The 26,050-nt window shown below is 62.7% G+C and carries 24 protein-coding genes; 4 read left to right on the forward strand and 20 right to left on the reverse strand.

Going from position 1 to position 26,050, the window contains the following annotated elements:
* Positions 1-20 precede the first annotated feature (20 nt).
* The 3 genes from IB263_RS22990 to yajC are packed head-to-tail and all read right to left on the reverse strand — an operon-like array spanning position 21 to position 3,360.
* On the reverse strand, positions 21-407 hold the full coding sequence (locus tag IB263_RS22990) for an Mth938-like domain-containing protein (RefSeq protein ID WP_034796607.1): 387 nt from the start codon (positions 405-407) through the stop codon (positions 21-23).
* 1 nt (position 408) lies between these two features.
* Positions 409-2,979, reverse strand: a complete 2,571-nt coding sequence (secDF, locus tag IB263_RS22995; protein WP_192439059.1) for a protein translocase subunit SecDF — start codon at positions 2,977-2,979, stop codon at positions 409-411.
* Between the two features lie 45 nt (positions 2,980-3,024).
* Positions 3,025-3,360: a preprotein translocase subunit YajC gene (yajC, locus tag IB263_RS23000; protein ID WP_034796611.1), complete on the reverse strand. Its 336-nt coding sequence runs from the start codon at positions 3,358-3,360 to the stop codon at positions 3,025-3,027.
* A gap of 302 nt (positions 3,361-3,662) precedes the next feature.
* Between yajC and IB263_RS23005 the strand changes: the two genes are divergently transcribed.
* Positions 3,663-4,532, forward strand: coding sequence for an ATP-binding protein (locus IB263_RS23005; protein WP_034796613.1), 870 nt, complete (start codon positions 3,663-3,665; stop codon positions 4,530-4,532).
* A 116-nt stretch (positions 4,533-4,648) separates the two neighbouring features.
* Here IB263_RS23005 and IB263_RS23010 read toward each other — a convergent pair whose 3' ends face one another.
* The 13 genes from IB263_RS23010 to IB263_RS23070 all read right to left on the reverse strand — a co-directional run bounded on the left by IB263_RS23010 (position 4,649) and on the right by IB263_RS23070 (position 18,296).
* Positions 4,649-6,202: a peptidoglycan DD-metalloendopeptidase family protein gene (locus IB263_RS23010; RefSeq protein WP_192439060.1), complete on the reverse strand. Its 1,554-nt coding sequence runs from the start codon at positions 6,200-6,202 to the stop codon at positions 4,649-4,651.
* 187 nt (positions 6,203-6,389) lie between these two features.
* Positions 6,390-7,034 carry a hypothetical protein gene (locus IB263_RS23015; protein ID WP_034796617.1) on the reverse strand — a complete coding sequence of 215 codons (645 nt, stop codon included), beginning with the start codon at positions 7,032-7,034 and terminating at the stop codon, positions 6,390-6,392.
* A gap of 194 nt (positions 7,035-7,228) precedes the next feature.
* A complete protein-coding gene (locus IB263_RS23020; RefSeq protein WP_089044633.1) occupies positions 7,229-7,882 on the reverse strand; it encodes a protein-L-isoaspartate(D-aspartate) O-methyltransferase in 654 nt (217 codons plus the stop codon).
* Positions 7,879-8,649: a 5'/3'-nucleotidase SurE gene (gene surE / locus IB263_RS23025; protein WP_034796625.1), complete on the reverse strand. Its 771-nt coding sequence runs from the start codon at positions 8,647-8,649 to the stop codon at positions 7,879-7,881. Before surE ends, IB263_RS23020 begins: the two co-directional genes overlap by 4 nt.
* A 26-nt stretch (positions 8,650-8,675) precedes the next feature.
* Entirely contained in the window at positions 8,676-9,959 is a 1,284-nt protein-coding gene (gene serS / locus IB263_RS23030; RefSeq protein WP_192439061.1) for a serine--tRNA ligase, read from the reverse strand.
* Positions 9,960-10,005: 46 nt separating this feature from the next.
* Positions 10,006-10,848: a twin-arginine translocase subunit TatC gene (gene tatC / locus IB263_RS23035; RefSeq protein WP_060516991.1), complete on the reverse strand. Its 843-nt coding sequence runs from the start codon at positions 10,846-10,848 to the stop codon at positions 10,006-10,008.
* Positions 10,845-11,561 carry a Sec-independent protein translocase protein TatB gene (tatB, locus tag IB263_RS23040; RefSeq protein ID WP_192439062.1) on the reverse strand — a complete coding sequence of 239 codons (717 nt, stop codon included), beginning with the start codon at positions 11,559-11,561 and terminating at the stop codon, positions 10,845-10,847. Before tatB ends, tatC begins: the two co-directional genes overlap by 4 nt.
* A gap of 74 nt (positions 11,562-11,635) precedes the next feature.
* Positions 11,636-11,842: a twin-arginine translocase TatA/TatE family subunit gene (locus tag IB263_RS23045; protein WP_034796642.1), complete on the reverse strand. Its 207-nt coding sequence runs from the start codon at positions 11,840-11,842 to the stop codon at positions 11,636-11,638.
* A gap of 91 nt (positions 11,843-11,933) precedes the next feature.
* The gene (locus tag IB263_RS23050; protein WP_060516987.1) at positions 11,934-13,046 is read right to left on the reverse strand and encodes an ABC transporter ATP-binding protein; all 1,113 of its coding nucleotides are present in this window, start codon (positions 13,044-13,046) and stop codon (positions 11,934-11,936) included.
* A gap of 82 nt (positions 13,047-13,128) precedes the next feature.
* On the reverse strand, positions 13,129-13,857 hold the full coding sequence (gene scpB, locus IB263_RS23055) for an SMC-Scp complex subunit ScpB (protein WP_060516985.1): 729 nt from the start codon (positions 13,855-13,857) through the stop codon (positions 13,129-13,131).
* Positions 13,850-14,716, reverse strand: a complete 867-nt coding sequence (locus IB263_RS23060; protein WP_371813562.1) for a ScpA family protein — start codon at positions 14,714-14,716, stop codon at positions 13,850-13,852. The genes scpB and IB263_RS23060 overlap by 8 nt, the downstream gene beginning before the upstream one ends.
* 53 nt (positions 14,717-14,769) lie before the next feature.
* Positions 14,770-15,786, reverse strand: a complete 1,017-nt coding sequence (nagZ, locus tag IB263_RS23065; protein ID WP_192439063.1) for a beta-N-acetylhexosaminidase — start codon at positions 15,784-15,786, stop codon at positions 14,770-14,772.
* A gap of 152 nt (positions 15,787-15,938) precedes the next feature.
* Entirely contained in the window at positions 15,939-18,296 is a 2,358-nt protein-coding gene (locus IB263_RS23070; RefSeq protein WP_246811066.1) for an SPOR domain-containing protein, read from the reverse strand.
* On the opposite strand from IB263_RS23070, the gene IB263_RS34195 reads away from it, so the two are divergent.
* The gene (locus IB263_RS34195) at positions 18,237-18,872 is read left to right on the forward strand and encodes a hypothetical protein (RefSeq protein WP_246811067.1); all 636 of its coding nucleotides are present in this window, start codon (positions 18,237-18,239) and stop codon (positions 18,870-18,872) included. The genes IB263_RS23070 and IB263_RS34195 overlap by 60 nt on opposite strands.
* A 6-nt stretch (positions 18,873-18,878) precedes the next feature.
* On the opposite strand, the gene argS is transcribed toward IB263_RS34195, so the two are convergent.
* The gene (gene argS, locus IB263_RS23075) at positions 18,879-20,639 is read right to left on the reverse strand and encodes an arginine--tRNA ligase (protein ID WP_034796661.1); all 1,761 of its coding nucleotides are present in this window, start codon (positions 20,637-20,639) and stop codon (positions 18,879-18,881) included.
* Positions 20,640-20,735: 96 nt separating this feature from the next.
* Positions 20,736-21,953, reverse strand: a complete 1,218-nt coding sequence (locus IB263_RS23080) for a deoxyguanosinetriphosphate triphosphohydrolase (protein WP_112976440.1) — start codon at positions 21,951-21,953, stop codon at positions 20,736-20,738.
* Positions 21,954-22,165: 212 nt separating this feature from the next.
* On the opposite strand from IB263_RS23080, the gene erpA reads away from it, so the two are divergent.
* Positions 22,166-22,498, forward strand: a complete 333-nt coding sequence (gene erpA, locus IB263_RS23085) for an iron-sulfur cluster insertion protein ErpA (RefSeq protein ID WP_034796669.1) — start codon at positions 22,166-22,168, stop codon at positions 22,496-22,498.
* 61 nt (positions 22,499-22,559) lie between these two features.
* Here erpA and IB263_RS23090 read toward each other — a convergent pair whose 3' ends face one another.
* Positions 22,560-24,023: a phosphatidylserine/phosphatidylglycerophosphate/cardiolipin synthase family protein gene (locus IB263_RS23090; RefSeq protein WP_192439065.1), complete on the reverse strand. Its 1,464-nt coding sequence runs from the start codon at positions 24,021-24,023 to the stop codon at positions 22,560-22,562.
* Positions 24,024-24,230: 207 nt separating this feature from the next.
* On the opposite strand from IB263_RS23090, the gene xth reads away from it, so the two are divergent.
* Entirely contained in the window at positions 24,231-25,022 is a 792-nt protein-coding gene (gene xth / locus IB263_RS23095) for an exodeoxyribonuclease III (RefSeq protein ID WP_113186975.1), read from the forward strand.
* 79 nt (positions 25,023-25,101) lie between these two features.
* Here the strand turns inward: xth and exoR are convergent, their stop codons facing one another.
* Positions 25,102-25,908 (reverse strand): exopolysaccharide production regulator ExoR, encoded by an 807-nt coding sequence (gene exoR / locus IB263_RS23100; protein WP_034796672.1) that lies wholly within the window; start codon positions 25,906-25,908, stop codon positions 25,102-25,104.
* Positions 25,909-26,050 lie beyond the last annotated feature (142 nt).

Raw genomic sequence — 26,050 nt, forward strand, 5'->3', positions numbered from 1 at the left:
GTCGTCTTCCCCAGGCCCGATCAGACTGCGATCAGTGCGACGGCGACTGCGCGCGATTCGGCCAGCATCACATTGTAGGTGCGGACAGCGGCCCCGGTGCTCATGGGATCCGACGATATGTTGGCGGCGCGTAAAGCTGTCTTCACATCGGCCGGCAGCGGGCGAATGTCCTTGCCGGTGCCGACCAGCAGCACCTCAATGTCCTTCGCCTCATCAACGACCTTGTAGAACTTCTCGACCGTCAGCGCATCGCCCTCCGCGACGTCCCATGCATAGACGCCCGAGGGCAGCATCAGGATTGAGCCACGATGCGACATGTCTGCGAAGCGAAAGCCACCATTGCCGTAGGCATCGATGGGCGCACGTCCCGGAAAATGGGCTTCGCGAATTTCAATTCCCTTAGGCATTTCAAACAGCACCCTTTGCCGCGCCCGCCGCACCCGTATCCGCGCCGGAGGCGTTCTCGTCCCCCGGAATGTGGTCGGTGCGCTTTCTGAAGAGGATGAGGATCGGCCCGGCGATGTAAATGGACGAGATCGTTCCGACGATAACGCCAAACAGCATTGTAACACTGAAGGCGCGGATAAGGCCGCCACCGAAGAGATAAAGCGCTGTCAGTGCAAGAACGGTCGTCAGCGCTGTCAGGATGGTGCGCGACAGCGTCTGGTTGATCGACGTATCGATCAGCACCGACAACGGCATGCGCTTGTAGCGTGCAAGGTTTTCGCGGATGCGATCGTAGATGACGACCGTGTCGTTCAGCGAGTAGCCGACGATCGTCAGAACCGCGGCAATGCTGCCGAGATTGAACTCGATGCCGGTCAGCACGAGGAAACCGATCGTCAGCAGGACGTCGTGCGTCGTGGCAATGATCGCGCCGACGGCGAAGCGCCACTCGAAGCGCAGCCACACATAGAGCAGGATAGCCAGGAACGAAACAGCAAGCCCGATAGTGCCGGCGCGTGTGAGTTCGCCGGATACGACGGGGCCGACCACCTCGACGCGGCGGAAATCATACTCGTCCGAAAGTTCCGACCGGATGACGCCGGCGGCCGTCTGCTCGGCGTTGTCTCCCGCCTCCTGCGACGGTACCCGCACCAAAACGTCCTCGCCCGAGCCGAGCTGCTGCACCTGGACCTCGCCGAAATTCAGCTCGTCGAGGCGCGCGCGAAGATCGGCGACATCGACCGGTCCGCCTTTGGAATGCAGCTCGATGATCGAGCCGCCCTTGAAGTCGACGCCGAGATTGAGCCCGATGCCGGCAAGCAGCAGGACGGAGGCGAGCGACAGCGCCGCCATCAGGATGAAGACCGGGTTGCGGATCCGCATGAAGCGGATATCCAGGTCGCTGAAGCGGCCGGTCCGAATACCCTTCGGCAAGCGTTCCGACTTCCATTGGCGCAGCCAGCGCTTCACGATCAGGCGGGTGACCGTGTAAGCGGTGAAGAGCGTCGTCACGCTACCGATCGCAAGTGTAACGGCAAAGCCGCGCACCGATCCGGAGCCAAGATAAAAGAGGATGGCGCTCGCAATCAGCATCGTCAGGTTGGCATCGAAGATGCTGCTGAAGACACGCGAAAAGGCGTTGTTGATGGTGCGCCGCAGGGGCTCGGCGCCGCGAACCTCTTCACGCAGGCGCTCGTAGATCAGCACGTTCGAATCGACGGCCACGCCGATCGTCAGAATGATGCCGGCAATGCCCGGAAGGGTCAGCGTCGCGCCCGAAAGGGAAAGCGCCGCGATAATCAGGACAATGTTCAGGGCGAGCGCAATGACCGCAAAGACGCCGAAGACGCCGTAGAAAAAGATCATCGATGCGGCGACTGCGACAGCCGCAACCAGACCCGCCTTCAGGCCGTCTGCGATGGCGTCGCCACCGACGCCGGGGCCGACCGTTCGCTCTTCGACGAAGGTCAGGGGCGTCGCGAGCGGCCCTGTGCGCACGAGAGCGGCAAGGTCGGTCGCACCTTCGGTCGGCAGGTCTGCGGAGATGCGCAAGGTGTCGCCGTTTACAGCCTCCGACAGCTTGAGCGTCGCGATGACCTGTCCATCGAGAACGATCGCTGCATCCTTTGGCGGCTGCTGCGCCGCAAGGGCGGCAACACGCTGCTGCGAAGCGGTATCGATCTTGATGGCGACCGCCGCGCTTTCGCCGGAAGCATCAGGTTCCGGCTGGGCTGCAACAAAATTCGCCGCTGCAAGCAGCGGTGCCTTTTCGACGAGATAGGGCACTGGCGGGTCGTCGAAGGAATAGAGGACTTCCGTGCCGGACGGAGGCTGGCCCTCCACGGCGCGTTGCACGGGCACGGAGGTATCCAGCATCCGCAGGGCCAGGTTGGCCCTTTGGCTGAGCAGATCCTTCAACCGCTGCGGATCGCCGAGGCCAGGCACCTGCACGATCAGCCGGTCATCGCCACGGCGCTGGATCAGCGGCTCGATGGCGCCAACTTCGGCGACGCGGCGGCGCACGACGTCGATGGACTGCGCCACGGCCAGCGAGAGCCGGTAGTCGATGCCTTCGTCCGTGAGGCGCAGGCGAACCAGTTCATCCGGTTCTGCACTGTCGAACACGACCTCGGAAATCGGCTCGGAGCCGAAACCACCGATATCGACGGGCGCCGTCAGCGGCCTCAGCCGCTCGCGAGCGGCTGAGAGTTGCGACCGGTCGCGAACGCGGAAGGCGATCGACTGGCCTTCGCCGGAAAGGCCGATATAGGCGATGTCGGCATCGCGCAGCGATTTGCCGACCTCGTTGGCGATCGTCTCGAGCCGTTCAGCGACGATGTCGCTGCGCGCCGCCCGCAGCATGAAATGGGAGCCACCCTGGAGATCGAGCCCGAGCGCCACCTGGCGATGGGGCAGCCAAGACGGAAGTTCGGCTGCCTCTTCCCGGCTTAGAACGTTCGGCAGCGCAAAGGCGATGCCGGCAAGTGCCACCAACCAGACGAGGATACGTTTCAACGGCGGTAATCTGCGCATGCCTCAAACGCTCCAGTTGCTCGGCTGGTGGTGGCTGTTCCTGCCTTATTCCTTGACAGGCTCGCCCTTGACGCGAACTTCCGACACGCCGCTGCGGACGACGCGGATCTTCACGCCATCGGCGATTTCGACTTCGAGTTCGCTGTCGTCAACGACCTTGGTGACCTTGCCGACGATGCCGCCACCGGTCACGACCTGGTCACCGCGACGGATGTTCTTCAGGAGTTCCTCGCGGCGCTTCATCTGAGCGCGCTGCGGACGGATGATCAGGAAATACATAACGACGAAAATCAGCAGGAACGGCAGGATGGACATGAGAATGTCCGCGCCGCCGGCGGAAGGGGCGCCGGCAGTCTGCGCAAAAGCTTCGGTAATGAACATCGATCACTCCTTGAGTTCAAATATCGGCGGTTCCTCCGCGCCAAATCGGCCGGAATATAGGGACGCCCCGCCGCTCTGCAAAGCCGCGGGCACCCGTACCCGTTCCTGTGCCTCTGACACAATTTACACAAGAGGAGAACCCCTCGCGCGGGCCTCGGTGACCTTTTCCAGCGTAAACCTGCGTGCTACCGGGTTTCTGGTGGGACCTGGCCGCGACGCGGTTACGGTAAACACCAGGGCCACGCCGCCTCGAATCATGACGGCACGGCCAAACACCTGATTCAGCGAGTGGAGAGAGACATATGCCGGAAGCCAAGATCGACGTTCTCATCAGGGAAATGCAGAAGCTTTCCGCGGCGATCGAGCGCATGGCCGGACCCGCCGCTGCAGCCAACGACTGGACCGCTGCCGAGTGCTTCGTCTGGGCCCCGGCGACACACCATCTGCAGCCGGTCGCCAAGCCGAACCGCATCGAACTGTCCCTGATCACCGGGGTCGACCATGTCCGTGACATCCTGCTCGACAACACGCTGCGTTTTGCCGAGGGCTACACGGCCAATAACGTGCTTCTCTGGGGCGCACGCGGCATGGGCAAATCCTCGCTGGTAAAATCGGTTCATGCGCAGGTTGCGCGCGACACCGGTGTTGCGGTCAAGCTGGTCGAGGTGCATCGCGAGGATATTGCCACGCTTCCGGCGCTGATGGACATTCTGAAGTCGGCACCGGTCCCGGTTATCGTCTTCTGCGATGATCTGTCCTTCGATCACGACGATACGTCCTACAAGTCGCTGAAGGCCGTGCTCGACGGCGGCGTCGAGGGACGCCCTTCCAACGTGCTCCTTTACGCCACCTCGAACCGGCGCCACCTGCTGCCGCGGCATATGATGGAGAACGAGCAGTCGACCGCGATCAACCCGTCGGAAGCGGTCGAGGAGAAGGTTTCGCTGTCCGACCGTTTCGGCCTGTGGCTCGGCTTCCACAAGTGCAGCCAGGACGACTATCTGGCGATGATCGACGGCTATGCCGCGCACTATGGCTTCAAGCTCGATCGCGACACCTTGCACGCCGAAGCGCTGGAATGGGCAACGACCCGTGGAGCAAGGTCCGGCCGCGTCGCCTGGCAATTCATCCAGGATCTCGCCGGCCGCCTGCGCCACAGGCTCGACGGGTAACCGGGCGCGTCGCGAACCGCACGCCTTGCCGACATCCTGAAATAGAAAGCACCGCCTGCCCGAGAGGGCAAGCGGTGCAAACATCGGATCCGGATCGGCTTTGCGACCGATCGAGACTATTCGAGGAAGGTCGCCGGGTTTACCGCGGTGGCGTTCTTGCGCACCTCGAAGTGAACCTGCGGCTGGCTTGCCCGGCCGGTCATGCCCGAAGCAGCGAGCGTCTGGCCGCGCTGAACCTTCTGGCCGCGCTGAACCTTGAGTTCGGAAGCGTTACCATAAACCGTGACCGTGCCGTCGTCGTGGCGCACCAGGACGGCGTTGCCGAGTTCCTTCAGGCTGCTGCCCGAATAAATAACAACACCGTTTTCAGCCGCCTTGATCGGCGTGCCCTCGGGCACCGAGATGTTGATACCGTCGTTGCGGTTGCCGTCGACATTGGCGCCGTAGCCGGCGACGACTGCGCCGCGCACAGGCCAGCGGTACTTGCTGATGCCGGTCGACTTCGGAGAATCGTCGTCGATATCCGTCGTCTTGCTGGCGACTTCGCTGACGCTCTGCTTGGCAACCGGCGCCTGGTATTCAGCCGGCTTGTTCTTGTCGAGCGAGGCAACCTGCGGCTGCCCGGCCTTCTTGGGAACCGAGGCCGTCTTGAGCTGATCCGGAGCGGCACCATTTGCGCCCGGCAGTTGCAACGTCTGGCCGACGCGGATCGATTCGGCCGTCAGGCCGTTTGCCTGCTTGAGGGCGCCAACGGATACGCCCGTCGTCTTGGCGATACGGTTGAGCGAGTCGCCCGGCTTGACGGTGTAGGATCCACCGCCGGCGCCCTCGCCGTTCGTTGCCGGCTTGCCTGCAACGACGTCAGACTTGCCTTCACCCTTTTCGCGGGACTGGGCCGAACCCGGCAGGATCGCAACGTCGCGCTGGTTGACCGGCAGCGGCGACGGCTGGCGGCTGTTGCCATCGAGATCGGCGATCGAGTTCGTGGCTGCCGCCTTGGCAGCGCTGCCTGCGACGCCGAAGGTCGGGATGACGAGACGCTGACCGGTCTCGACCTGCGCTGCGGACTGCAGACCGTTGGCCTTCAGGATTTCCTTTTCCGGGACACCAAAACGCTTGGAGAGAACCGCGACATTGTCGCCCGGGCGAACCATGATCGTCGGAGCGTTCTGCGTCGTCCAGCCGCTCTTGCTTGCAGTTTCCTTGACCGTTGCGGGAAGCGTCTGCTGCGTGGCGAGTGCGGCCTGCTGGCGTGCTGCCGGGAACGGCTGGGCTTCGGCGCGCTGGTTTCCAGCAGCGCTCGGGTCAGCCAGAGTGGTGCGCTGAACGGAGATCGGGGTCGAGGCGACGCGGGCGTTGGATACGGGCGTGGAGGCCGTGTTTACCGGATCGTAGGCACCCTGCCCGGCTGCCGCGGGATAGGGCTGACCGAGGGCTGAACCACGGTTATCAACCGGCGTTGCCGCCATCTGACCCACGGACACATCGCCGCGCGGAACCGGCGTTGCGTCTCGGGGGATGGAATTTGTGGTGATATTGTCGGACCGGGAGAACAGGCCGTCAAACCGGCTTGCATCCGAACTGCAGCCTGTTGCGACGCCTGCCAGCAGGACCGCCACGCAAAGGCGGATCGTCGACTTTCCAACCCCGGGAGATACAAACTTACGCATGACGCTTACCCACTCCGAACGCAACTCGATGTGGATTGATTAAAGCGTATTAGAGTTACCGCGTGGTTAAGGTAGAGCCCACCAAAGGACTAATTTGACCAAATGCTAACCATAGGTCGACCGTCGCCCGTGAAGCGCATGCTAGAGGCAGCGTCACAGCTGCCGCCCGGGCACGATGAGCCTAGCGCTAGATCAGTTCGGAATAGAGGCGCTCGATCTCGGACACGGATCGCCGCTCCGTCTGGTCCTCTTCGTAGCTGATGCTCGTCAGGTCCCAGGCAAAAATCTGGCGACCGGCCGGCTGCGCCAGGGTTTCGGACTGCGCCGTCTTGTCTTCGTCGAGCAGGACGCTCACCAAAGTCTGGAACGCCGCGTCTCCGTCCGCACCGCTTGCTTCTTCATATTCGAGCGACCGCAGACCGGCCACCGCCGCCTCGCGTGTCCCGAAATAGCGCAAACTGTTCTGGTCCTCCGGACGAAGGCCGTCGTAGTAGTCGATGAAGTTCTTGTAATAGGCCTGGTGATCGCCGGAATCGAGAAACTTGCCGAAGGCCTGGTACTCGCGCGAGGCCAGTTGCGGCGACAGGCGGTTGTTCCATTCCTCGCGGGTGAGCGCCGGCTGGCCGTCGGATCCCTTCTTCGTCTGGCCTAGATAAAGCAGGGCATCGGCCGAAAGCGAGATGCGTGGCGTCGGATCAAAGAAGGTCGCGGCAAGCGCCTGCGCCGCCTGCTCATCCTTGCCTGCGGAATTCGTCTGGCCGGCATTGCGCCCGGCAAGATTGTTCAGCCCGTCGCCGGATGCTGCCGCCGTCAACCTGTTCGCGATCTGCATGTGCCGTCTCCGTACCTCGCGACCGGTGTCCGCCGACGTCGCAAGGCAAGCGACGACTCGCAGGCGGAACCCTGTCCGTGCACGGCAGGCGTATGGCGCGAAGCTTGCGCGAGACTGGAGAAAGTTAAGGGGTCGTTAATAGTCGACGCCGGCGCGACCGGCGCTCCTCACCCGCGCGGACGGGAATTCAATATTTAGAGAAACGACGCCAGCTGCTGCACGATCGGAAGGTAAGGCGCGTCGAACAGATCCTCGCGATCGAAGCGGCTGCCCGTGCGGCTGACGCGCACGACCCGGCAATGGGTCTCGCTCATCATGATCGGAACCAGCAGGGTGCCACCCGAAACGAGGTGATCCGAAAACATGCGCGGCAGACTGTTGAAGGCGGCCGTGATCAGGATCCGGTCGAAGGTGCCCTCACCCGGCACGCCGGCGCTGCCGTCGGCATGCCGGACGATGACATTGCGAACACCCGTTTTTTCGAGGTTCTTCTGGGCGATGCCGACGAGCGTCTGATAGCGGTCGATCGTCAGCACCCGCTCGGCAACGCGTCCCATGACCGCGGCGGTGAAGCCGCTGCCGGTGCCGACTTCGAGAACACGCTGGCCGGATTTCAGATTGAGACTGTGCAGCAGACGGACCGCAAAGTCGTATCCCTCCATGAACGAACCGCAATCGAGCGGGATCGTCCGCTGCGAATGGGCTTCGGCCTGGTACTGCGGCGGCGCGAAATGGCTTCGCGGCGTCTGCTCAACCGCCTTCAACAGATCATGGTTGGTGATGCCTTCGGCGCGCAGACGCAGCACCATCTTGGCAAAGCCTTCCTGTTCGGTCACCCGCGCACTCAAGCAACGGCTCCCTCGTTGAGCGCCCGCGCCAGGCGATCCTGGACACTGTAGTCGGTAAGGTCGAGTTTGAGCGGCGTGACCGAGATCATGTTTTCGCGCAGGGCGTGAATGTCGGTTCCGGCGCGGAAATCGCCGAAGCGTTCGCCGAAACGCAGCCAGAAATAGGGAAAGCCGCGGCCATCGGTTCGCTCGTCGATCGACAGGCCGAAGTCGAGCTTGCCTTGCGACGTCACCTCCGTACCGGCAATAGCGTCCGCCGAGCAATTGGGGAAGTTGACGTTGAGCAGCGTGCCGTCAGGCAGATCCACCTTCATCAGCTTGCGGACCAAGGCCGGCGCGTGCGTTTCGACGACATCCCACGGAACGGTCTTTCCGACGGCGTGATTGTAGGCCTGGCTCAGCGCGATCGAGCGGATGCCCTGCAACGTTCCTTCGATGGCGCCGGCGACGGTACCGGAATAGGTCACGTCGTCGGCCATGTTGGCGCCGATGTTGACGCCGGACAGCACGAGATCGGGCTTGCGATCGAGCACCTTGCGGACGGCCATGATGACGCAATCGGTCGGCGTGCCGCGAAGTGCGAAGCGCTTTTCCGCGATCTGTCGCAGCCGCAATGGCTCCGACAGGGTCAGCGAATGGGCAAGGCCGCTCTGGTCCGCTTCGGGCGCAACGACCCACACATCGTCCGAAATCGTCCGGGCGACGCGTTCAAGTACCGACAGGCCCTCGGCGTGAATGCCGTCATCGTTTGTCAGCAGGATCCGCATGATGCCGCACTCCCCTCGACGTTCGCTCAGGCTACCTTTTCGATGCGCGTCTGGCCGCCCATGTAGGGAACCAGCACCTCCGGCACCGATATCGAACCATCGTCATTCAGATAGTTCTCGATGACGGCGATGAGCGCGCGGCCGACGGCAACGCCCGAACCGTTCAGCGTGTGAACGAAGCGGGTTCCCTTGTCTTCCTTGGTGCGGTAGCGGGCGTTCATGCGGCGCGCCTGGAAATCGCCGCAGACCGAGCAAGACGAAATCTCGCGGAACGTATCCTGTCCCGGCAGCCAGACCTCGAGGTCGTAGGTCTTGCGGGCGCCAAAGCCCATGTCGCCGGTGCAAAGGGTCATGACGCGGTAATGCAGGCCGAGGCGCTTCAGCACCTCCTCGGCGCAGGCGGTCATGCGCTCGTGTTCGGCAACGGACGTTTCGGCATCGGTGATCGAGACCAGTTCCACCTTGTTGAACTGGTGCTGGCGCAGCATGCCGCGGGTATCGCGACCGGCAGAACCAGCTTCCGAGCGGAAGGACGGCGTGAGCGCGGTGAAACGCAGCGGCAGCTTTTCGCCTTCCAGGATCTGATCCCGGACGATGTTGGTGAGCGGCACTTCCGCCGTCGGGATCAGCCAACGGCCATCCGTGGTACGGAAGAGGTCTTCGGCGAACTTCGGCAACTGGCCCGTGCCATACATCGCATCGTCGCGCACCAGAAGCGGCGGTTGCACTTCGGTGTAGCCATGTTCCTGGGTGTGCAGGTCGAGCATGAACTGGCCGAGCGCGCGCTCGAGCCGCGCCAATTGGCCCTTCAGGATTGTGAAGCGCGAACCGGAAATGCGGGCCGCACCCTCGAAATCCATCAGCCCGAGCGCTTCGCCGATTTCGAAGTGCTCGCGCGGCTGGTGGTTCCAGGTGGGCTTCTTGCCAACCACGCTCTTGACGACGTTGCCGGTCTCGTCGACACCGACGGGTACATCGTCCAGCGGGATGTTCGGAATGCGCGACAGAGCGTCGTTGAGCTCGGCCTCGATTTTGCGGCTGTCCTCTTCGAGCGCCGGCATGGCGTTCTTCAGGTCGGCAACCTCGGCCTTCAGCTTATCGGCGAGCTCGGCATTCTTCTGCGCCATGGCCGCGCCGATATCCTTCGAGGCCGCATTGCGGCGCGACTGCATGTCCTGCAACGCCTGAAGGTTCGTACGGCGGCGTTCGTCGAGCGCGATCAGAGATGCCGACAAAGGCTCCGCGCCCCGCTTCGCCAGGGCGGCGTCCAGCATCTCGGCATTCTCACGGATCCATTTGATATCAAGCATTTTCGTTCCACGCGTTGGTCAGATCACGGCGCGAAATCTCGAATGCTCAGCCCTTGGCGGGGCCGACCTCTCCGGAAGATCCTTCCTGCGACTCGGCAGCCTCGCTCTTGAGCGCGTCCGCTGCCCGCTGCCTTTCGACGAGTCGCGCCGTATAGATCGAAATTTCGTAGAGAAGGATGGCTGGCAGCGCAAGGCCGATCTGGGAAATCGGGTCCGGCGGCGTGAGCACGGCCGCGACAACGAAGGCGATCACGATCGCGTATTTGCGCTTCTCGGCAAGACCCTGCGAGCTCACGAAGCCGACGCGGGCAAGAAGCGTGGTGATGACCGGGAGCTGGAAGACAAGGCCGAAGGCGAAGACCAGCGACATGATCAGGCTGAGATACTCCGAGACCTTCGGCAGGAGCTGAATGGCCACCTGCCCTTCGCCACCGCCCTGCTCCATGGCCAGGAAGAACCACATCACCATCGGGGTGAAGAAGAAATAGACAAGCGCGCCGCCAAGCAGAAACAGGAGCGGTGACGCGACCAGGAACGGCAGAAACGCCGCGCGCTCGTTCTTATAGAGCCCCGGTGCAACGAACTTGTAGATCTGTGCCGCGATTACAGGAAAGGCGATGACCAGCGCACCAAACATCGCCACCTTAATCTGGGTGAAGAAGAACTCCTGCGGCGCCGTATAGATGAGCTCGACATTGCGATGGTTGAGGCCCGCCCAGCTCACGGCCCATTTGAACGGCAGCACCAGAAGGTTGAACAGGCCCTTGGCGAAGTAGAAGCAGACGAGGAACGCAGCGAAGAACGCGCCGATGGCCCACATCAGGCGCTTGCGCAATTCGATCAGATGCTCGATCAGCGGCTGCGGCCGGTCCTCGATATCGCCGCTCATGCTTCACCTTTCTTGCGCGCGCTGGTGCGCGGCTTTGACGTCTTGGCAGCAGGCTCTGCCACTGTCGGCGTCACTTTTTTCTTTTCAGCGGCCGGCTTCGCGGGCGCCTTGGCAGCAGACTTTGCCGTGGCCGACTTGGATGCAGCTGTTGCCGTCTTGGGCGCTGCCGTTGTCGACTTGGGCGCGGCCTTCTTTACAGCCGGCGTCGCATCGGCCTTCGTCCTGGTCGCACGCTTCGGCTTTTCTGCCGGGACGGATGCGACCTCTGCGCGCTCGATCTGGCGATTGGCCGAACCGGTTGCCGCAGCGGCAACCGCATCTGCGGGCTTGCCTTCGACCGCGGCCGGCGCAACGGCCGGTTCGACGGCGGAAACCGTATCGACGGTGTTCGGTGTCGCAGGCTGGTCGGGTGTGGCCGCCTTCTGCAGGTCCGCCTTGATATCGTTGCCCATCTGGCGCAGCGGATTGATTGCATCGCGCAACGCATTGGCCGGATTGAGACTTTGCGCGTCGCTGATGGTCTTTCGAACCTCGTCAAGGTCCGCTTCGCGCAGCGCTTCATCGAACTGCTGACGGAATTCCGATGCCATGCCGCGCATCTTCGAGGTCATGCGGCCGAAAGCCCGCAACATTGGCGGAAGGTCTTTCGGCCCGACAACCACGATCAGAACGATTGCGATGACGACGAGCTCGGTCCAGCCGATATCAAGCATGCGATATGTCCTGCAAACCCTTGATGCCGCCAGCCCGGTATGGACACCGGACAGGCTTCACCGACACCAGACTGTTAGCGAACTTCGTCAGACTTGTGGTCAACGGTCTTGCTGTCGAGCGTCTTGTCGGTAGCAGCCGCCTCATCGTCGGACATGCCCTTCTTGAAACTCTTGATGCCCTTAGCAACGTCACCCATCAGTTCGGGGATCTTACCGCGACCGAACAAGAGCAGCACCACGACCAGAACGATCAGCCAGTGCCAAATGCTTAACGAACCCATGCTCTTACTCCTCTGAGCCTTCCCCGATTTAGGCTCTATCACATGTCAATATTCAGGCGTGCCTCAAGCACGCGTCTCGTTGTGACAGAACCTAAGATGCCGAACTGCTTTTTTCAAACAGTAATATATCCCGCTCGTTAACTGAAAGCATTACATCACGCAATCCATGCGGCAATCGGTCCGCCCTGATGCGCGCCCGAACCACCTCTTCACAACGCGGCACGGCGAGCTCCAGAAGCTCGACCACGCCGATGAAGCGACGGGAGAGAATGCGGGCGGGAATGTCGCCATCCTCTTCGCCGACGCGCACTCCAGACAACCTGACGGCCACCGAGAGGCGCTTACCTTCCGGATGGGGGCCGGCTGCAACGCTTCCGACCGGCGTTTCGACGCGGCCGTCACGAACCTGCGCATCGAAGACGTTGATCTCCGAGAAGAAGCCGGCGGCAAAAAGATCCCTCGGCTCGCGGTAGAGTTCGTCGGCCGTTCCGACCTGAACGAGGCGCCCGTCCTTCAGGAGCGCGATGCGATCCGCCATGCGCATCGCCTCTTCGGCGTCATGCGTGACGACGATAGCCGTTGCCCGCGTTTCCCTGAGGATCGCCAGCGTATCGGCACGGATCGAATCCTTCAGGCGCGAGTCGAGGCCGGAAAATGGCTCGTCCATGAGCAGCACCGCCGGGCGCGGCGCGAGCGCGCGGGCAAGCGCTACGCGCTGCTGCTCGCCGCCGGAAAGCACGTGCGGATACAGATCGGCATAGTGCGACAGGCCGACACGCTCGAGCGCCGCATCCGCCTGGATCAGGCCTTCCTTCTTGGGGATCGCCGTCAGACCGAAGCGGACGTTGTCGCGGATCGTCATGTGCGGGAAAAGCGCAAAGTCCTGAAACATCAGCCCGACGCCACGCTTTTCCGGCGGCAGGAAGACTGAGGGGCCGGAAATTTCCTGGCCATTGAGCATCAGACGCCCAGCGCTCTGCCTCTCGATACCCGCGGCGATGCGCAGCAGGGTCGTCTTGCCGGATCCCGAAGGCCCGAGCAGGCAAAGGACCTCGCCGGCCTTTGCCGCCAGGCTGACGCCCTTGATCGTTTCCTTGGCGTGATAGCTGTGGTGAATATCTTCGAAGGTCAGGCTCGCCGCGAAGGAGACGCCCGCTGTCCGTCGCGTGGTCATGACGGGAGCGTCCTGCGGATCTGAAACCATGCTCTTGCATTCCTTGACACCAGTGGCGCAGGGTCAGCGAGCCCCGACGCCATGGAAAGCCGATATCTATAATCAGGTTTTTCTAATCGGCTTCTTCGCCCTTCGGTGTCAAGAGCCCCAGTTCCTCCAGGTCGAGCTGGGTGATCGGATCCTCGTTCTCGGCCAGTTCGTCGTCGCCGGTCGGAACGGGGATGTTGAGGTTCGAAGGCACGCGGCCGGAGAGCAGCCCGGCGCCCTTCAATTCCTCGATGCCCGGCAGGTCGCGCAGTTCCTCAAGCCCGAAGTGATCGAGGAAGTCGCGCGTCGTGCCGAAGGTCACCGGACGCCCCGGTGTGCGCCGGCGCCCGCGGAACCGGACCCAGCCCGCCTCCATCAACACGTCGAGCGTACCCTTCGAGGTCTGCACGCCGCGGATATCCTCGATCTCGGCGCGCGTAACCGGCTGATGGTAGGCGATGATCGACAGAACCTCGAGGGCTGCCCTTGAAAGCTTGCGGACCTCCTGTTCGTCGGTCTGAACGACGAAAGAGAGATCGGCGGCCGTGCGGAAGGCCCAATGGTCGGCCACCTGAACGAGGTTGACGCCGCGTGTCGCGTAAACGGCTTTAAGCCGCAGCATGATCGTGCGGACATCGGCGCCACGCGGCAACCGGCTCTCGATATAGGCCTCGGACACCGGCTGCGCCGAAGCGAACACCAGGGCTTCGGCGATCCGCTCGGCTTCCTGCTCCAGCCGGGGGTCGAGGGATGCCGTTTCGATCTCGTCCTCCTCGTCGGGAACGCCAGGCAGGTACTTCTGGGCTTCAGCCACGGGCTGCCTCCATCTCGGCGAGAGTCTCCGCATCGATCGGATTTGGTCCGCGCCGAAGATAGATCGGCGCGAAGGCCTCCTCTTGGCGGATCTCCAGGCGGCCCTCACGAACCATTTCGAGCGACGCGGCAAAGGAGCTGGCGATTGCCGTCGCTCTCTCCTTCGGCGTCGTCATGTAGCGCACGAGAAAATGATCGAGCGCAGTCCAGTCGTCGAGACCACCGATCATGCGGGCCAGGATCAGCCGCGCATCGGACAGCGACCAGACGTGGCGCTTCTCGATTGTCACCTGGGTGATGGCCTGTCGTTGGCGCAGGCCCGCATAGGCGCTCAGCAGATCGTAGAGCGAAGCGTCGAAACCGGATTTCCTCTCGGTGACGATATGCTCCGGTGCGCCTCGGACGAAAACGTCCCGGCCGAGCCGGTTTCGGTTGATGAGCCGCGTCGCCGCCTCGCGCATCGCTTCCAGCCGCTTGAGCCGGAAGGCCAGCGCCGAGGCCATCTCCTCGCCGGTAGGACCGTCATCCTTCGCCTGCTGCGGGATCAGCAGCCGCGACTTCAGATAGGCGAGCCACGCCGCCATGACGAGGTAATCGGCCGCAAGCTCGATGCGGATGCTGCGCGCGCGTTCGATAAAGGCGATGTACTGTTCGGCGAGCGCCAGGACGGAAATGCGCGAAAGGTCGACGCGTTGGCTTCGGGCGAGATGCAGCAGCAGGTCGAGCGGACCTTCGAAGCCGGCGATGTCGACCACCAGCGCTTCCTCATGCAGTCCGCGCTCGGCAGTCTCGTCCTGCCACAAGGGCTCCATCGGCGCCTTCGACGCAGGCTTGCCTTGTCTTTCGCCCGCATTGCTCACTGGCAGCCCGATCCTTTCCTTCAGTCTCTGTTTGCCGTCAGCCTCAGTTTGCCTCAGACGGTTGCAAACAGGGCATTGAACTCCGCCCGCAGATCGACTTCGCTCGCATCGTCAGGCGCCCGGAACGCGGCTTCGGCGGCCCGCGCCCGGCGCAAGCTTTCGCCGGCCAGAACCGGGACGACATCCGCGACGGCCTTCATTTCCTCCATTATGCCATGACAATGCAAGACCAGATCAAGTCCCGCGGCAATGATGTTGCGCGCGCGGGTCGTCATGTCGCCGGCAAGCGCGTTCATCGACACGTCATCCGACATCAGCAGGCCGTCGAAACCGATATGGCCGCGAATGATCTCGCGCACGACCTTCGCAGAGGTGGTCGCCGGATTGTCCGGATCGATCGTGGTGAACACCATGTGCGCCGACATCGCCATCACCTCGTCCTTCATCGCAACGAAGGGCAGGAAGTCGCTCGCAGCAAGCTCATCGAATGTGGCGCTGACGACAGGCAGGTTGTGGTGCGAGTCGACGAAGGTGCGTCCGTGGCCCGGCATATGCTTCATTACAGGCAGCATGCCGCCGGCCTTCAGTCCCTCGCCCATCGCACGGCCGATTGCCGTGACGGTCTCGGGATCGTGCCCATAGGCGCGATTGCCGATGACGTCGTGGCTGCCGGGCACGGGCACGTCGAGCACAGGCAGGCAATCGACGGTGATGCCGAAGCGCATCAGGTCAAAGGCATGCAGGCGTCCCATCAGCCAGGCGGCGCGCAGACCGAGCTTCGCGTCGCGGCGGTAGATTTCGCCGATCGCCGCGCCATTCGGATACTGCTGAACGAGCGGTGGGCGGATGCGTTGAACGCGTCCGCCTTCCTGGTCGATGAGCACGGGCGCATTGGGATTGCCGATGCTGTCGCGAAGGGCTGCCACCAGATCCGAGATCTGCTGCTCCTCGCCAATGTTGCGACCGAACAGAATGAAGCCCCAGGGGCGTTCTCCTGCAAAGAAATCGCGCTCGTCGCTCGTGAGGGAAAGGCCCTTGCAGCCGGAGATAAATGCTTTTGATTCGCTCATCCCAAAAGCATAGAGCGCGGGCTGCCCGGCGCGAAGCCACAAAGACAGCGCACCCCCACTCATGCACAAGGTCATGGGCATCGGAAGCCCGAAAACGCGAAGGGCGCGGCCTCCTCGGCCGCGCCCTTCGTCAACTCGATCATTATGCCCGTTTACTTGGTAACCAGGCAGCTTCCGCCGGCGCCCTTGTACTTGGAGCAAAGGGCATTGGCCTCGTCCTTCGAACCGGCCGGGATGCGGACGCGGTAGTAGGTACCCTTGCCGGCGATCTCCGCCTTGCGGATGTCGACGCCGCGGCCGCCGATGACGCTTCCGAACTTGCTCGAAAGGCTGTTGTAGGACTTCTGCGCCTCGGCTTCCGACGGCAGAGATGCGACCTGGATGAAGTAGCCACCGGCCGGAACCGATGCCGTGGCAACCTGCTGCGCGGGCTGGGTCTCAGCCGGGAGAGCGGCCTGCTCTTCCGCCGGACGGGCGATTTCGGCAGGCTGTGCGGCCGGACGGGTCTGCGGCGTCGGCGCCTTGTCGCCACCGGCAGAAGCCGTCGTCGTGACGCTGCGCACCGGAACCTGTTCGATGTTGGCGTTACCCGTTGCGGCAAGCGCAACCTGGTCGGTGTTGGCCGCAGCCTGGCCTGCAGCAGCGACTTCGTTCGAAGGCGTTGCGGGCAGCGGCTGGGTCGTGCCGGCGACATCGGTCGCCGGTGCTGCAACCGGCTCCTCTCGAGCGACCAGCGTTCCATCCGGCTTGACGATCATCGTGCGCACCTTCCTCGGTGCGACGGCCGGCGTCTTGTCTTCTTCCTGGGCAGCGGTCTCGCCGTTGGCGCCATCCGGCAGCAGGCGATCGCCGTCCTCTTCGTTTGGCAGTGCCGTCTGCAGAGTTTCGGCCTCGTTGCTGCCTTCGAGCGGCAGGGTCTCCGGCGTCAGCGTCCTTTGGACGACATCCATCGGCTCCTCGGTCGAAGAGACCAGGGCTTCCTGCTGCGGGGCACCAGCCTGAGCACCGGCAACGCGGTCATAAACCGCCTTGTCCTGGTTCGGCACGGTCTTGCCGCCCTTTTCCTCGGGCACGACCTTGACCGGGGCCTTGTCGGCCAGAATGATCTTCGGGCCTTCGGCCGAGCTGACCGCGCCGCTACCGCCCATCCAGGCGTAGACGGCAGCGCCACCAAGGATGATGACGCCGGCAACGCTTGCTGCCAGCAGCATCGTGCGCTGCGAGCGACGGCCGGTGCCATATTCGCGGTATTCGCCGGCATCCTGCTGGGTCTGCGCCGCTGAAAGCCGTTCGGCATCGCGGGCAACCGCCGGACGCTCGACGATCGAGCGGCGGAAGTCTTCTTCCATCGCCTTTTCAAACTCGTCGAAATCGTCAAGCGAACCCTGACCGAAGGTCGGAGCAGCGGCAGCGGCCGGTGCCGGACGGGCCGGCTCCACCTTTTCGACGGCCGCCGGACGGCTTTCCTTGACCGGAGCCGGCGTTCCGAAGAGCTGGGCCATTTCCGCGTCGATGTCGAGATCGTAGTCGGCCGGATAAGCGACCGGCTTCTCGGTCTCGATAACCGGCAGCTGCGGCACGTCCATATCCGCGATCGGGGCGACGCCGTTCTCGGCTTCGGCAATCATCGACGGATCGAAGGGCAGCGTGCTCTCGGGCTGTGCTTCCTGGCGCTCGACCGGCGCGGGAGCGACGTAAGGCTCGACGAACCGCTCCGGCTCGCGCTGCGGAACGGCCGCCTGCGCGACCGGTTGCACCGGTGCTTGCGGTACGACGGCAGCAACGACCGGCTCATCTACGGTGACGTCTGCGAAGTCGAGCTTCAGCGCCTCGTCGGAGAGCTCCATTTCGAAGTTCTCGATGTCGAAGCTCGGCTCGTGCTCCGGCTGCGCAATTGGCTTGGCCACCTCGACCAAGGGTTCCGCGACCTGAACGGGAGCAGCAGCCACTGCCGCAACCGGCGCTGCAACAGCGGCCACCGGTGCTGCGACCGACGATACCAACGGGCCGGCAAAGGCACGCTGCTGGCTGGCGCCCGAGGCGGACGCAACCGGCGTCGCACGGCTGAAGGTGGGCGTAAAGGGATAAGGGCTCTTCTTTATCGGAGCGGCAGTGGCAACCGCTGGCGTGACCACCGGCGCCACGACGGGCTGTGTTTCCACATGGAGAGCCGGATGCGACTGGACCGCAGCGGCAACCATCGCTGAGACCGGCGGAACCGGGAACCGTTCGATGTCCGCCAGAAGATCGTCGCGGCCAGCATCCTGCTCGACGACTGCCTGAGCTGCGACCACGTCTTCCTGATAGGGAGGCTCAATTTCGCGCTCTTCGGCCGCGACATCGAAGCGCGGCTGTTCATAGGCCGAAAATGCATCCGCCACCGGAGCCGGCTCGGCCCAGACCGGAGCGGCTTCGACGGCCGGCGCCTGCCATGCATCGACGAACTGATCATGCGGATCGATATCCTGCGGTTCGACGTGCGCCGCAACCTCGGCAACGTCGTCCGACAACAGATCGGCTTCGCCAAGCGACAACTCGAGTTCGCGCTCAAGGTCAAACGCCGGCTCGTCGACGACGGCCTCGGCGTTGCCGTCTTCGGCAACCTGCGGCGCCACGGAGAAGGCGTGAACCTCGGCATAGTCCTCGTCAGCGACGGGGGCTGGCGCCGCTTCGACGCGTTCGGGCTGGACGAACACCGGCTCGTCAAGCTCGGCGACGGGCTCCGCCACCGGCTCTTCGTGAACGACGACGTGTTCAGCTACCGGCTCGAACCGGGGCTCTTCGATCGGAGCCGGCTGCGGTGCGGACCGCGGCGCGTCGTAGCTGTCGAACGCGCGAAGCAGCTCGTCTTCGAGATCGAAGGCGGGATCTTGACGCACCGCCTCCTGGTGTCGTTGCAGTTCCTGCAACTGTTGGACGGCCGGCCGGGCATCGTAACCGACGATCCGGGCGAGTTCGGCCAACGGATCATCGTCTGCCAATACATCGAATTCAGCCGGCCCGCTTCGTGCGAATTGTTTGTCTGCCATGCTCTCCACTCACAATTGCCTGTATCGCTGTGCCAGTGCATTGTGGGAAAATGGTGACAATACTTATCGCATTTCCTCCGGTGCGGAGGTGCCTGTAATAGACAGGCCGGATTTCAATACCGAAGCGACAGCATGCACCAGCCCGAGTCTGGCAGTACTTAATTCTCTATTTTTATCGTTAACAAAACGTAATTCCGGATTCTCTTTACCTTTGTTCCAATGTGCGTGGAAGGCGGCGGCAAGATCATACAGGTAAAACGCGATGCGATGCGGCTCCTGAGCCAGTGCCGCAGCCTCGATGACTCGCGGATATTCTGCGAGCTTGGCGACGAGCTGGAGCTCCGTCGGATCCGTGATCTGGCCCAGAACGGCACTGGCGAGATCGACCGATTCGAGGTTCAGATCCGGGAATGCGTCCGCGGCCTGGCGGAAGACCGAGCGGCAGCGCGCATGCGCATACTGCACGTAGAAGACCGGGTTATCCTTCGACTGTTCTGTTACTTTAGCAAAATCGAAGTCGAGCGGTTCCGAGTTCTTCCGATAGATCATCATGAATCGAACCGGATCGCGGCCGACTTCATCGACGACATCGCGCAGCGTGACGAAGTCGCCAGAGCGCTTCGACATCTTCACCGGCTCGCCGTCGCGGAAGAGCTTGACCAGCTGGCACAACAGAACCGTAAGCTTCGACGAACCGCCGGAGACGGCCCGCGCCAGCGCCTCAAGGCGCTTGACGTAGCCGCCATGGTCGGCACCGAGCACATAGATCATCTCGTCGAAGCCGCGGTCGAACTTGTCCTTGAAGTAGGCAACGTCGGCGGCGAAGTAGGTATAGCTGCCGTCCGACTTGATCAGCGGCCGGTCGATATCGTCGCCGACCTCGGTCGAGCGGAACAGCGTCTGCTCGCGGTCTTCCCAATCCTCCGGGAGCTGGCCCTTCGGCGGCGGCAGCGTGCCCTTGTAAACGTGCCCCTTGAAGGTCAGGTCGTTGATCGCTGTGCGGATGGCGGCAGCACCGTTCGCGTGCAGCGTGCGCTCGGAGAAGAAGACGTCGTGATTGACGTTCAGCGCCGCGAGATCCTCGCGGATCATCGCCATCATCGCGTCGATCGTCCGGTCCTTGACGAGCGGCATCCACTTGTCTTCAGGCATCAGCCTGAGGCTCGTGCCGAATTCGTCGGCGAGCGCCTCGCCGACTGGCACGAGATAATCGCCCGGATAAAGGCCCGGCGGGATCTCGCCGATCTCTTCGCCCAGCGCCTGGCGATAACGCAGGAATGCGGACCGCGCGAGAACGTCGATCTGCGACCCCGCATCGTTGATGTAGTATTCCTTCGTGACCTCATAGCCGGAGAAGGCCAAAAGGTTGGCCAGCGCGTCGCCGACAACGGCTCCGCGGCAATGGCCGACATGCATCGGGCCGGTCGGGTTGGCCGATACGTATTCGACGTTGACCTTGCGGCCACCACCGACAGCGCTACGGCCGTAGTCGACGCCCGCACGCGCCATGCCCGACAGCAGCTTCTGCCAGTAGGAAACAGAAAGGCGGACGTTGATGAAGCCCGGACCGGCGACGGAGACGTCGGTGACTTCCGGATCCTGCTTGAGCTTCTCGACGATGAGTTCGGCAAGCGCGCGAGGATTCATGCCGAGCGGCTTTGCCAGCACCATCGCAGCATTGGTCGCAACATCACCATGGCTCGGATCACGTGGCGGCTCGACATTGACACGGCCGAAGTCAAGCTCGGATCGCTTTTCTCGAACGCTTTCAAGCGTTTCGAGAATGTCCTTAATTCTTGATTCGAAGTCCGTGAAGAGATTCATCTGATCCGTCCGCTTTTCCCGGCCACAAGTGACCGGCGCAAAACTCAAAAAGGAGGCTCGGTTCGGCCGAACCGCAAGCCTCCGGGCGGGGGGTCCCTAGCGCAAATCGGGCGTATGGTCAAACAAGCGCTTGTGCACGCTGATCGCAAAAGTGTCGGTCATGCCGGCGAGGTAGTCGCCGACGTGCCGCGCCCGCGCCGGCTCCGCCATGCCGGCAATCTGGTCGATCCAATAGTGCTCACGCATCAGCTGCGGGTCGTCCATGAAGGCATGATAGAGATCGCAGACGATCGAGGCTGCATTTTCGCGCACGCGCATGACTTCCGGGTGCCGGTAGATCCGGGTCATCAGCAAGCGCTTGATCTGCTTGTCCGTCTCGCCCATCTCCTCAGAGAAGGTCGCCATCACGGTGCCGGCTTGGCGCACATCGGCAGCACGTTGCGGCCTTATCTCGCCGATCCGTTGCTGCGCGACGCCGATGACGTCCTCGACCATCGCGGTAATCTGACGCCGCATGATCTCATGCGTGAAGCGGCTGCTTTCAAGACCGGGATAACGGTCATGGACCTCGCGCATCAGGCGCGCGAGAAACGGCACGTCTTCGAGCATTTCGAAGGTGAGATAGCCAGCCCGCAGACCGTCATCGATATCATGGGTGTTGTAGGCGATATCGTCAGCAATGGCCGCGACCTGCGCTTCGAGGCTCGCAAAACTCGCCAGTTCCAGATCATGCAGCGCGCAATAGTCGAGGATCGGCTGCGGCACGGGCCCTCGCGTGCCCTCACCGTCCGCGGTTAGCAACGGCCCGTTGTGCTTGACCAGGCCTTCCAGGCTCTCCCAGGTCAGGTTCAACCCGTCGAACTCGGCGTAGCGCCGCTCGAGCTTGGTGACGATGCGCAGCGACTGGGCATTGTGATCGAAGCCGCCATAGGGCTTCAGCATCTCGTGAAGGGCATCCTCGCCCGTATGGCCAAAGGGCGTGTGGCCGAAATCATGCACGAGAGCGACGCCTTCGGCCAGATCTTCGTCGAGCTTGAGCGCGCGCGCCAGAGCCCGGGCGATCTGCGCCACCTCGATCGTGTGCGTAAGACGGGTGCGGTAGTGATCGCCGTCAGCGGCAATGAAGACCTGCGTCTTGTGCTTCAGGCGGCGAAACGCAGTAGTGTGCACGATGCGGTCGCGGTCGCGCTGAAAATCGGAGCGCGTCGCACTCGTCGCTTCGGGAAAAAGCCTGCCGCGCGTCATCCAGGGATTCGACGCGAACGGCGCATGTTCACCATAACCGAAGCCGAGCGCATTTTTGTCGAATGTCATCTTCCACCTAATTCGTCGTCCCATTGACGGGACATTCAAGCCTTCATACCTATAGTGAAAGCTACGGAAACGCGTGATGCAAGATCGACCGATTCCGCAAGCGGAAGCAACGGCTTGGCCGCGGGTCTTGAAAGAAGCCCCGAAACCGACCAGATCGCATGCTTTAACACAGGGCAATTCTCTCCGGTTCTTGACCCCGGCAGGAGGCAGATATGACGCATGAAACCGTGACCCTCTCGGACGCTGCAGCGAAGCGGATCGCCACGATCCTGCGTTCCGACAGCCACAACAACGCCATGCGAGTGTCCGTCGAGGGCGGCGGCTGCTCGGGCTTCTCCTACAAGTTCGACCTGGTCGACAGCAGCAATGACGACGACCTGGTGCTGGAAAAGAACGAAGCCAAGGTCCTGATCGACAGCCTGTCGCTCGTCTATATGGGCGGCTCGGAAATCGACTTCGTCGACAACCTGCTCGGCCAGTCGTTTCAGATCAAGAATCCGAACGCGGTTGCAAGCTGCGGATGCGGAACGAGTTTTTCCATCTGACGCCAGCGCCCCACGTCTCTCTTAGCCGGCTCCGTTTCAACAACGAACGGAGCCGTTTGCGTCAGAGATAGGGCGATCCGAGCCAGAGAATGCGGTTCGCCAATCGATCCGCGAACGACTTTTTGCGCAGCCTTTCGAGCGTAACCGGCTCGGCTGATGCGAGAATGTCGGAGATCGCGCCATTAATCGCCTCGGCGAAACCACGGTCGAGAACCTCCAAGTCGAATTCGAAGTTGAGGCGCAGGGAGCGCGGGTCGAGATTGGTAGACCCGACATAGGCCCAACGCTCGTCCACGGTCAAAAGCTTGGAGTGGTTGAAGGCGCCCTTCGCCCGCCAGACACGACAATGGCCCTTCAGCACCTGATCGAACTGCGCAGTCATCGCCCTGTCGACCAGCAGCAGATTGTTGACTGCGGGAACGATGATATCCACCTCGACGCCGCGGCGCGCGGCGGTGACGAGCGCGCTGATCAGTTCGCGGTCCGGCAGGAAATAGGGTGACATCACGCGGATATTCTTCTGCGCGACCGAAAACGCCCCCATGAGCATCTTGTGATTGGTCTCATTGGTGGCGTCAGGTCCGGATGGCACGGCGCGCATCAGTACCGACGGCCCATCCGCCGGCAGCGGTGCCTCTTCGATCGCCCATGCGGGGCCCGCCAGAACCTCGCCACTTGAGAATTGCCAATCTTCGGACGAGACCTGGAAGATATCGGCGACCACCGGTCCGGCCATGCGGAAATGCGTATCCTGTGCCGGCGCCTGACCGGCGATCTCGCTGGTGAAGCCCACCCGGATGTTCATGCCGCCGGCAAAGGCAACCTGACCGTCGACCACGAGGATCTTGCGGTGCGTGCGCAGGTTGGCATAGGGCAGCCGTAACCCCATGATGATGTTGCCGTTGAAAACCGCCGTCGGAACGCCCGCCGCCTCCAGATGACCGACAATGCTCGGCACCGAGTAGCGCGCGCCTACGGCGTCAATCAGCACCCGCACCTCGACACCCCGCGCCACCGCCGCGATCAGGGCGTCGGCAAAGCGCAGGCCGATGACGTCGCGATCGAAGATATAGCTTTCGAGCAGGATCGAGCGCCGGGCGCCGGCGATCGCTTCCAACATCGCGGCATAGACGGCATCGCCGCCGGCGAGCACCGAAATACGGTTGCCCGTGCACATACGATGGCGTGAAACGCGGTCGCCGAGGATCTTCATCGCCGCAAATCGTTCTCCGAACTGCACCGATATGTCGGCATCCGAAATGTCGAAGCGGCCGAACTGATCCGGCCCCTGCCCGCGCAACAGAGCGCGTTGCGAGCCGATCGAAGAGCGCCGGATACGGTTGATTCCGGCAACGGCATAGATCAGCGCGCCGACGATCGGCGAAAGCAGGACGACACCGACCCAGCCGGCCGCGGCGCGCACGTCGTCCTTCGTCATCGCGGCATGAATGGCCGCAGGAATGCCCAGCGCGAAGGACAAAAGCGCCAGGATATGCGGCCAATAATTCTGCACGAGATCGATCATGGGCGGGACTATAGCCCGCCAACGGGCGGAATCAATTCGACGCCTGCAGCGTATACCGTATCGACCGCTGGCTCCTGATGGGAAGCGTCGGTGCTGCTCGGGCGCGCGGTTGAAAACCCGCAGGTAACGGATTTGTCAAAAGAATCCGGAGCGGCTAGAAATGACCCCGCCAAGGACTTAACCGACATGGAAAGGGCGTTTCGAGCCATGAAGATTGCCACCTGGAACATCAATGGCGTCAAGGCGCGAATCGACAGCCTGCTGGCCTGGCTGAAGGAAAGCGGACCGGATATCGTCTGCCTGCAGGAGATCAAATCGGTCGACGACGGCTTTCCACGCCTCGAGATCGAGGCGCTTGGCTATCATGTCGAAACACACGGCCAGAAGGGCTTCAATGGCGTCGCGCTGCTTTCCAAGCTGCGGCCGGACGAGGTCAATCGCGGCCTGCCTGGTGACGATACGGACGAACAGTCACGTTTCATCGAAGGTGTCTTCTCGGTCGAAGGCGGCGCGATCCGCGTCTGCTCGCTCTACCTTCCGAACGGAAACCCCGTCGACAGCGAGAAGTATCCCTACAAACTCGCCTGGATGCGCCGGCTTGAGGCCTATGCGAAGCAGCGCCTGTTGCTCGAGGAACCCTTCATCCTTGCCGGCGACTACAACGTCATCCCCGAGGAACACGACTGCTGGGATATCAAGGTCTGGCAGAACGATGCCCTCTTCCTGCCGGAAACGCGCGAGGCATTTCGCCGGCTGCGCAACCTCGGCTTCACCGACGCTGTGCGCGCGACGTCGGACACTGTGCCGCTCTATACGTTCTGGGATTATCAGGCCGGCTGCTGGCCGAAAAATTTCGGCATCCGCATCGACCATCTGATGCTGTCGCCGGAGGCGACCGATCGGCTGGTGTCAACATCCATCGACAAGCATGTCCGCGCCTGGGAGAAGCCTTCGGACCACGTGCCCGTCATCGGGACGTTTGCGTTCGCGCCCGCTTAAGGCGCGTCTTTCCAGATCTTAGTGTGTGGAGAATGATCCCTGGGCCGGCGGCGGTTCGGGGACCGCTCGACGATGACAATCAGTCGTCGTCGCCCTGCATGTGCAGGTTCTGCGACAGTGCGATTGCAGTGCGTCGATCGTCCTCGCTGGCAAGCGAGAAGGCCTGCTCCTGCATCGACTGCATCCAGGGCCGATCCTTCGGCGAACACTGGTCGAGTGCCGCAGTCATGAACGCGAGACCACGAACGGTCTGGCCTTCCTGGAAAATCACATTGCCAAAGACGCCCATGGCTCCGGCGTGACCGCTCTTGCGCGCACGATTGAGCCATTTCTTGGCCTGCTGAACATTCACGCTACCGCCCTCGCCCGACAAGAGCATGCGCGCGAGCTGGAACTGCGCCTCGGCGACGCCGAAGGTCGATGCCGCCTGGAAATAAAGCTGGCGCGCCTGGGACATGTCGGACTTGATCGGGCTGTCGGGAATGCCGCGGCGATAGTAGCCGGCAAGGGAGATCAACGCGTTGACGAAGTAACCGGTGTCTTCCGAGCCCGGCTCCACGCCTTCCTGGGCGATTTCGCTATAGATCTTGAAGGCTTCAAGGTCGTTCTCGGCGACGCCGTCGCCATAGGCGTACATGTTGGCGAGGGCCCAGCGGGATCCGGTGTGGCCCTTCTCGGCCGCGTATTTGTAGGCTTCTACGGCCTCGTCCTTGCGGCCATTCTTGTAGGCGGAAAACCCGAACTTGAAGAGCGCGAACGGACCTGATTCTTTGGTGACGCCCGCACCGGGATCAAAAGCGTAGGCCGGCATGGCGAAGGTCCCACAGACCGCCAGCGACACGCCGAGTATCGCAACCTTTAGTGACTTTAGTTCACCCGCAAGCATCACAGTCTAATTCTTCCGTTCCAGCCGGCCACGCCGAACCCATCACCGCTGCAAACACACAAGCCCGGACGACCCGCCGCCGGGAACTGCACCAACTCCGCCGACAAAGCCGGCGCAACCTTTCCACAATGAAACTTCGACA

Source organism: Ensifer sp. ENS03 (genome assembly GCF_014852035.1).
GTDB classification, from domain to species: domain Bacteria; phylum Pseudomonadota; class Alphaproteobacteria; order Rhizobiales; family Rhizobiaceae; genus Ensifer; species Ensifer adhaerens.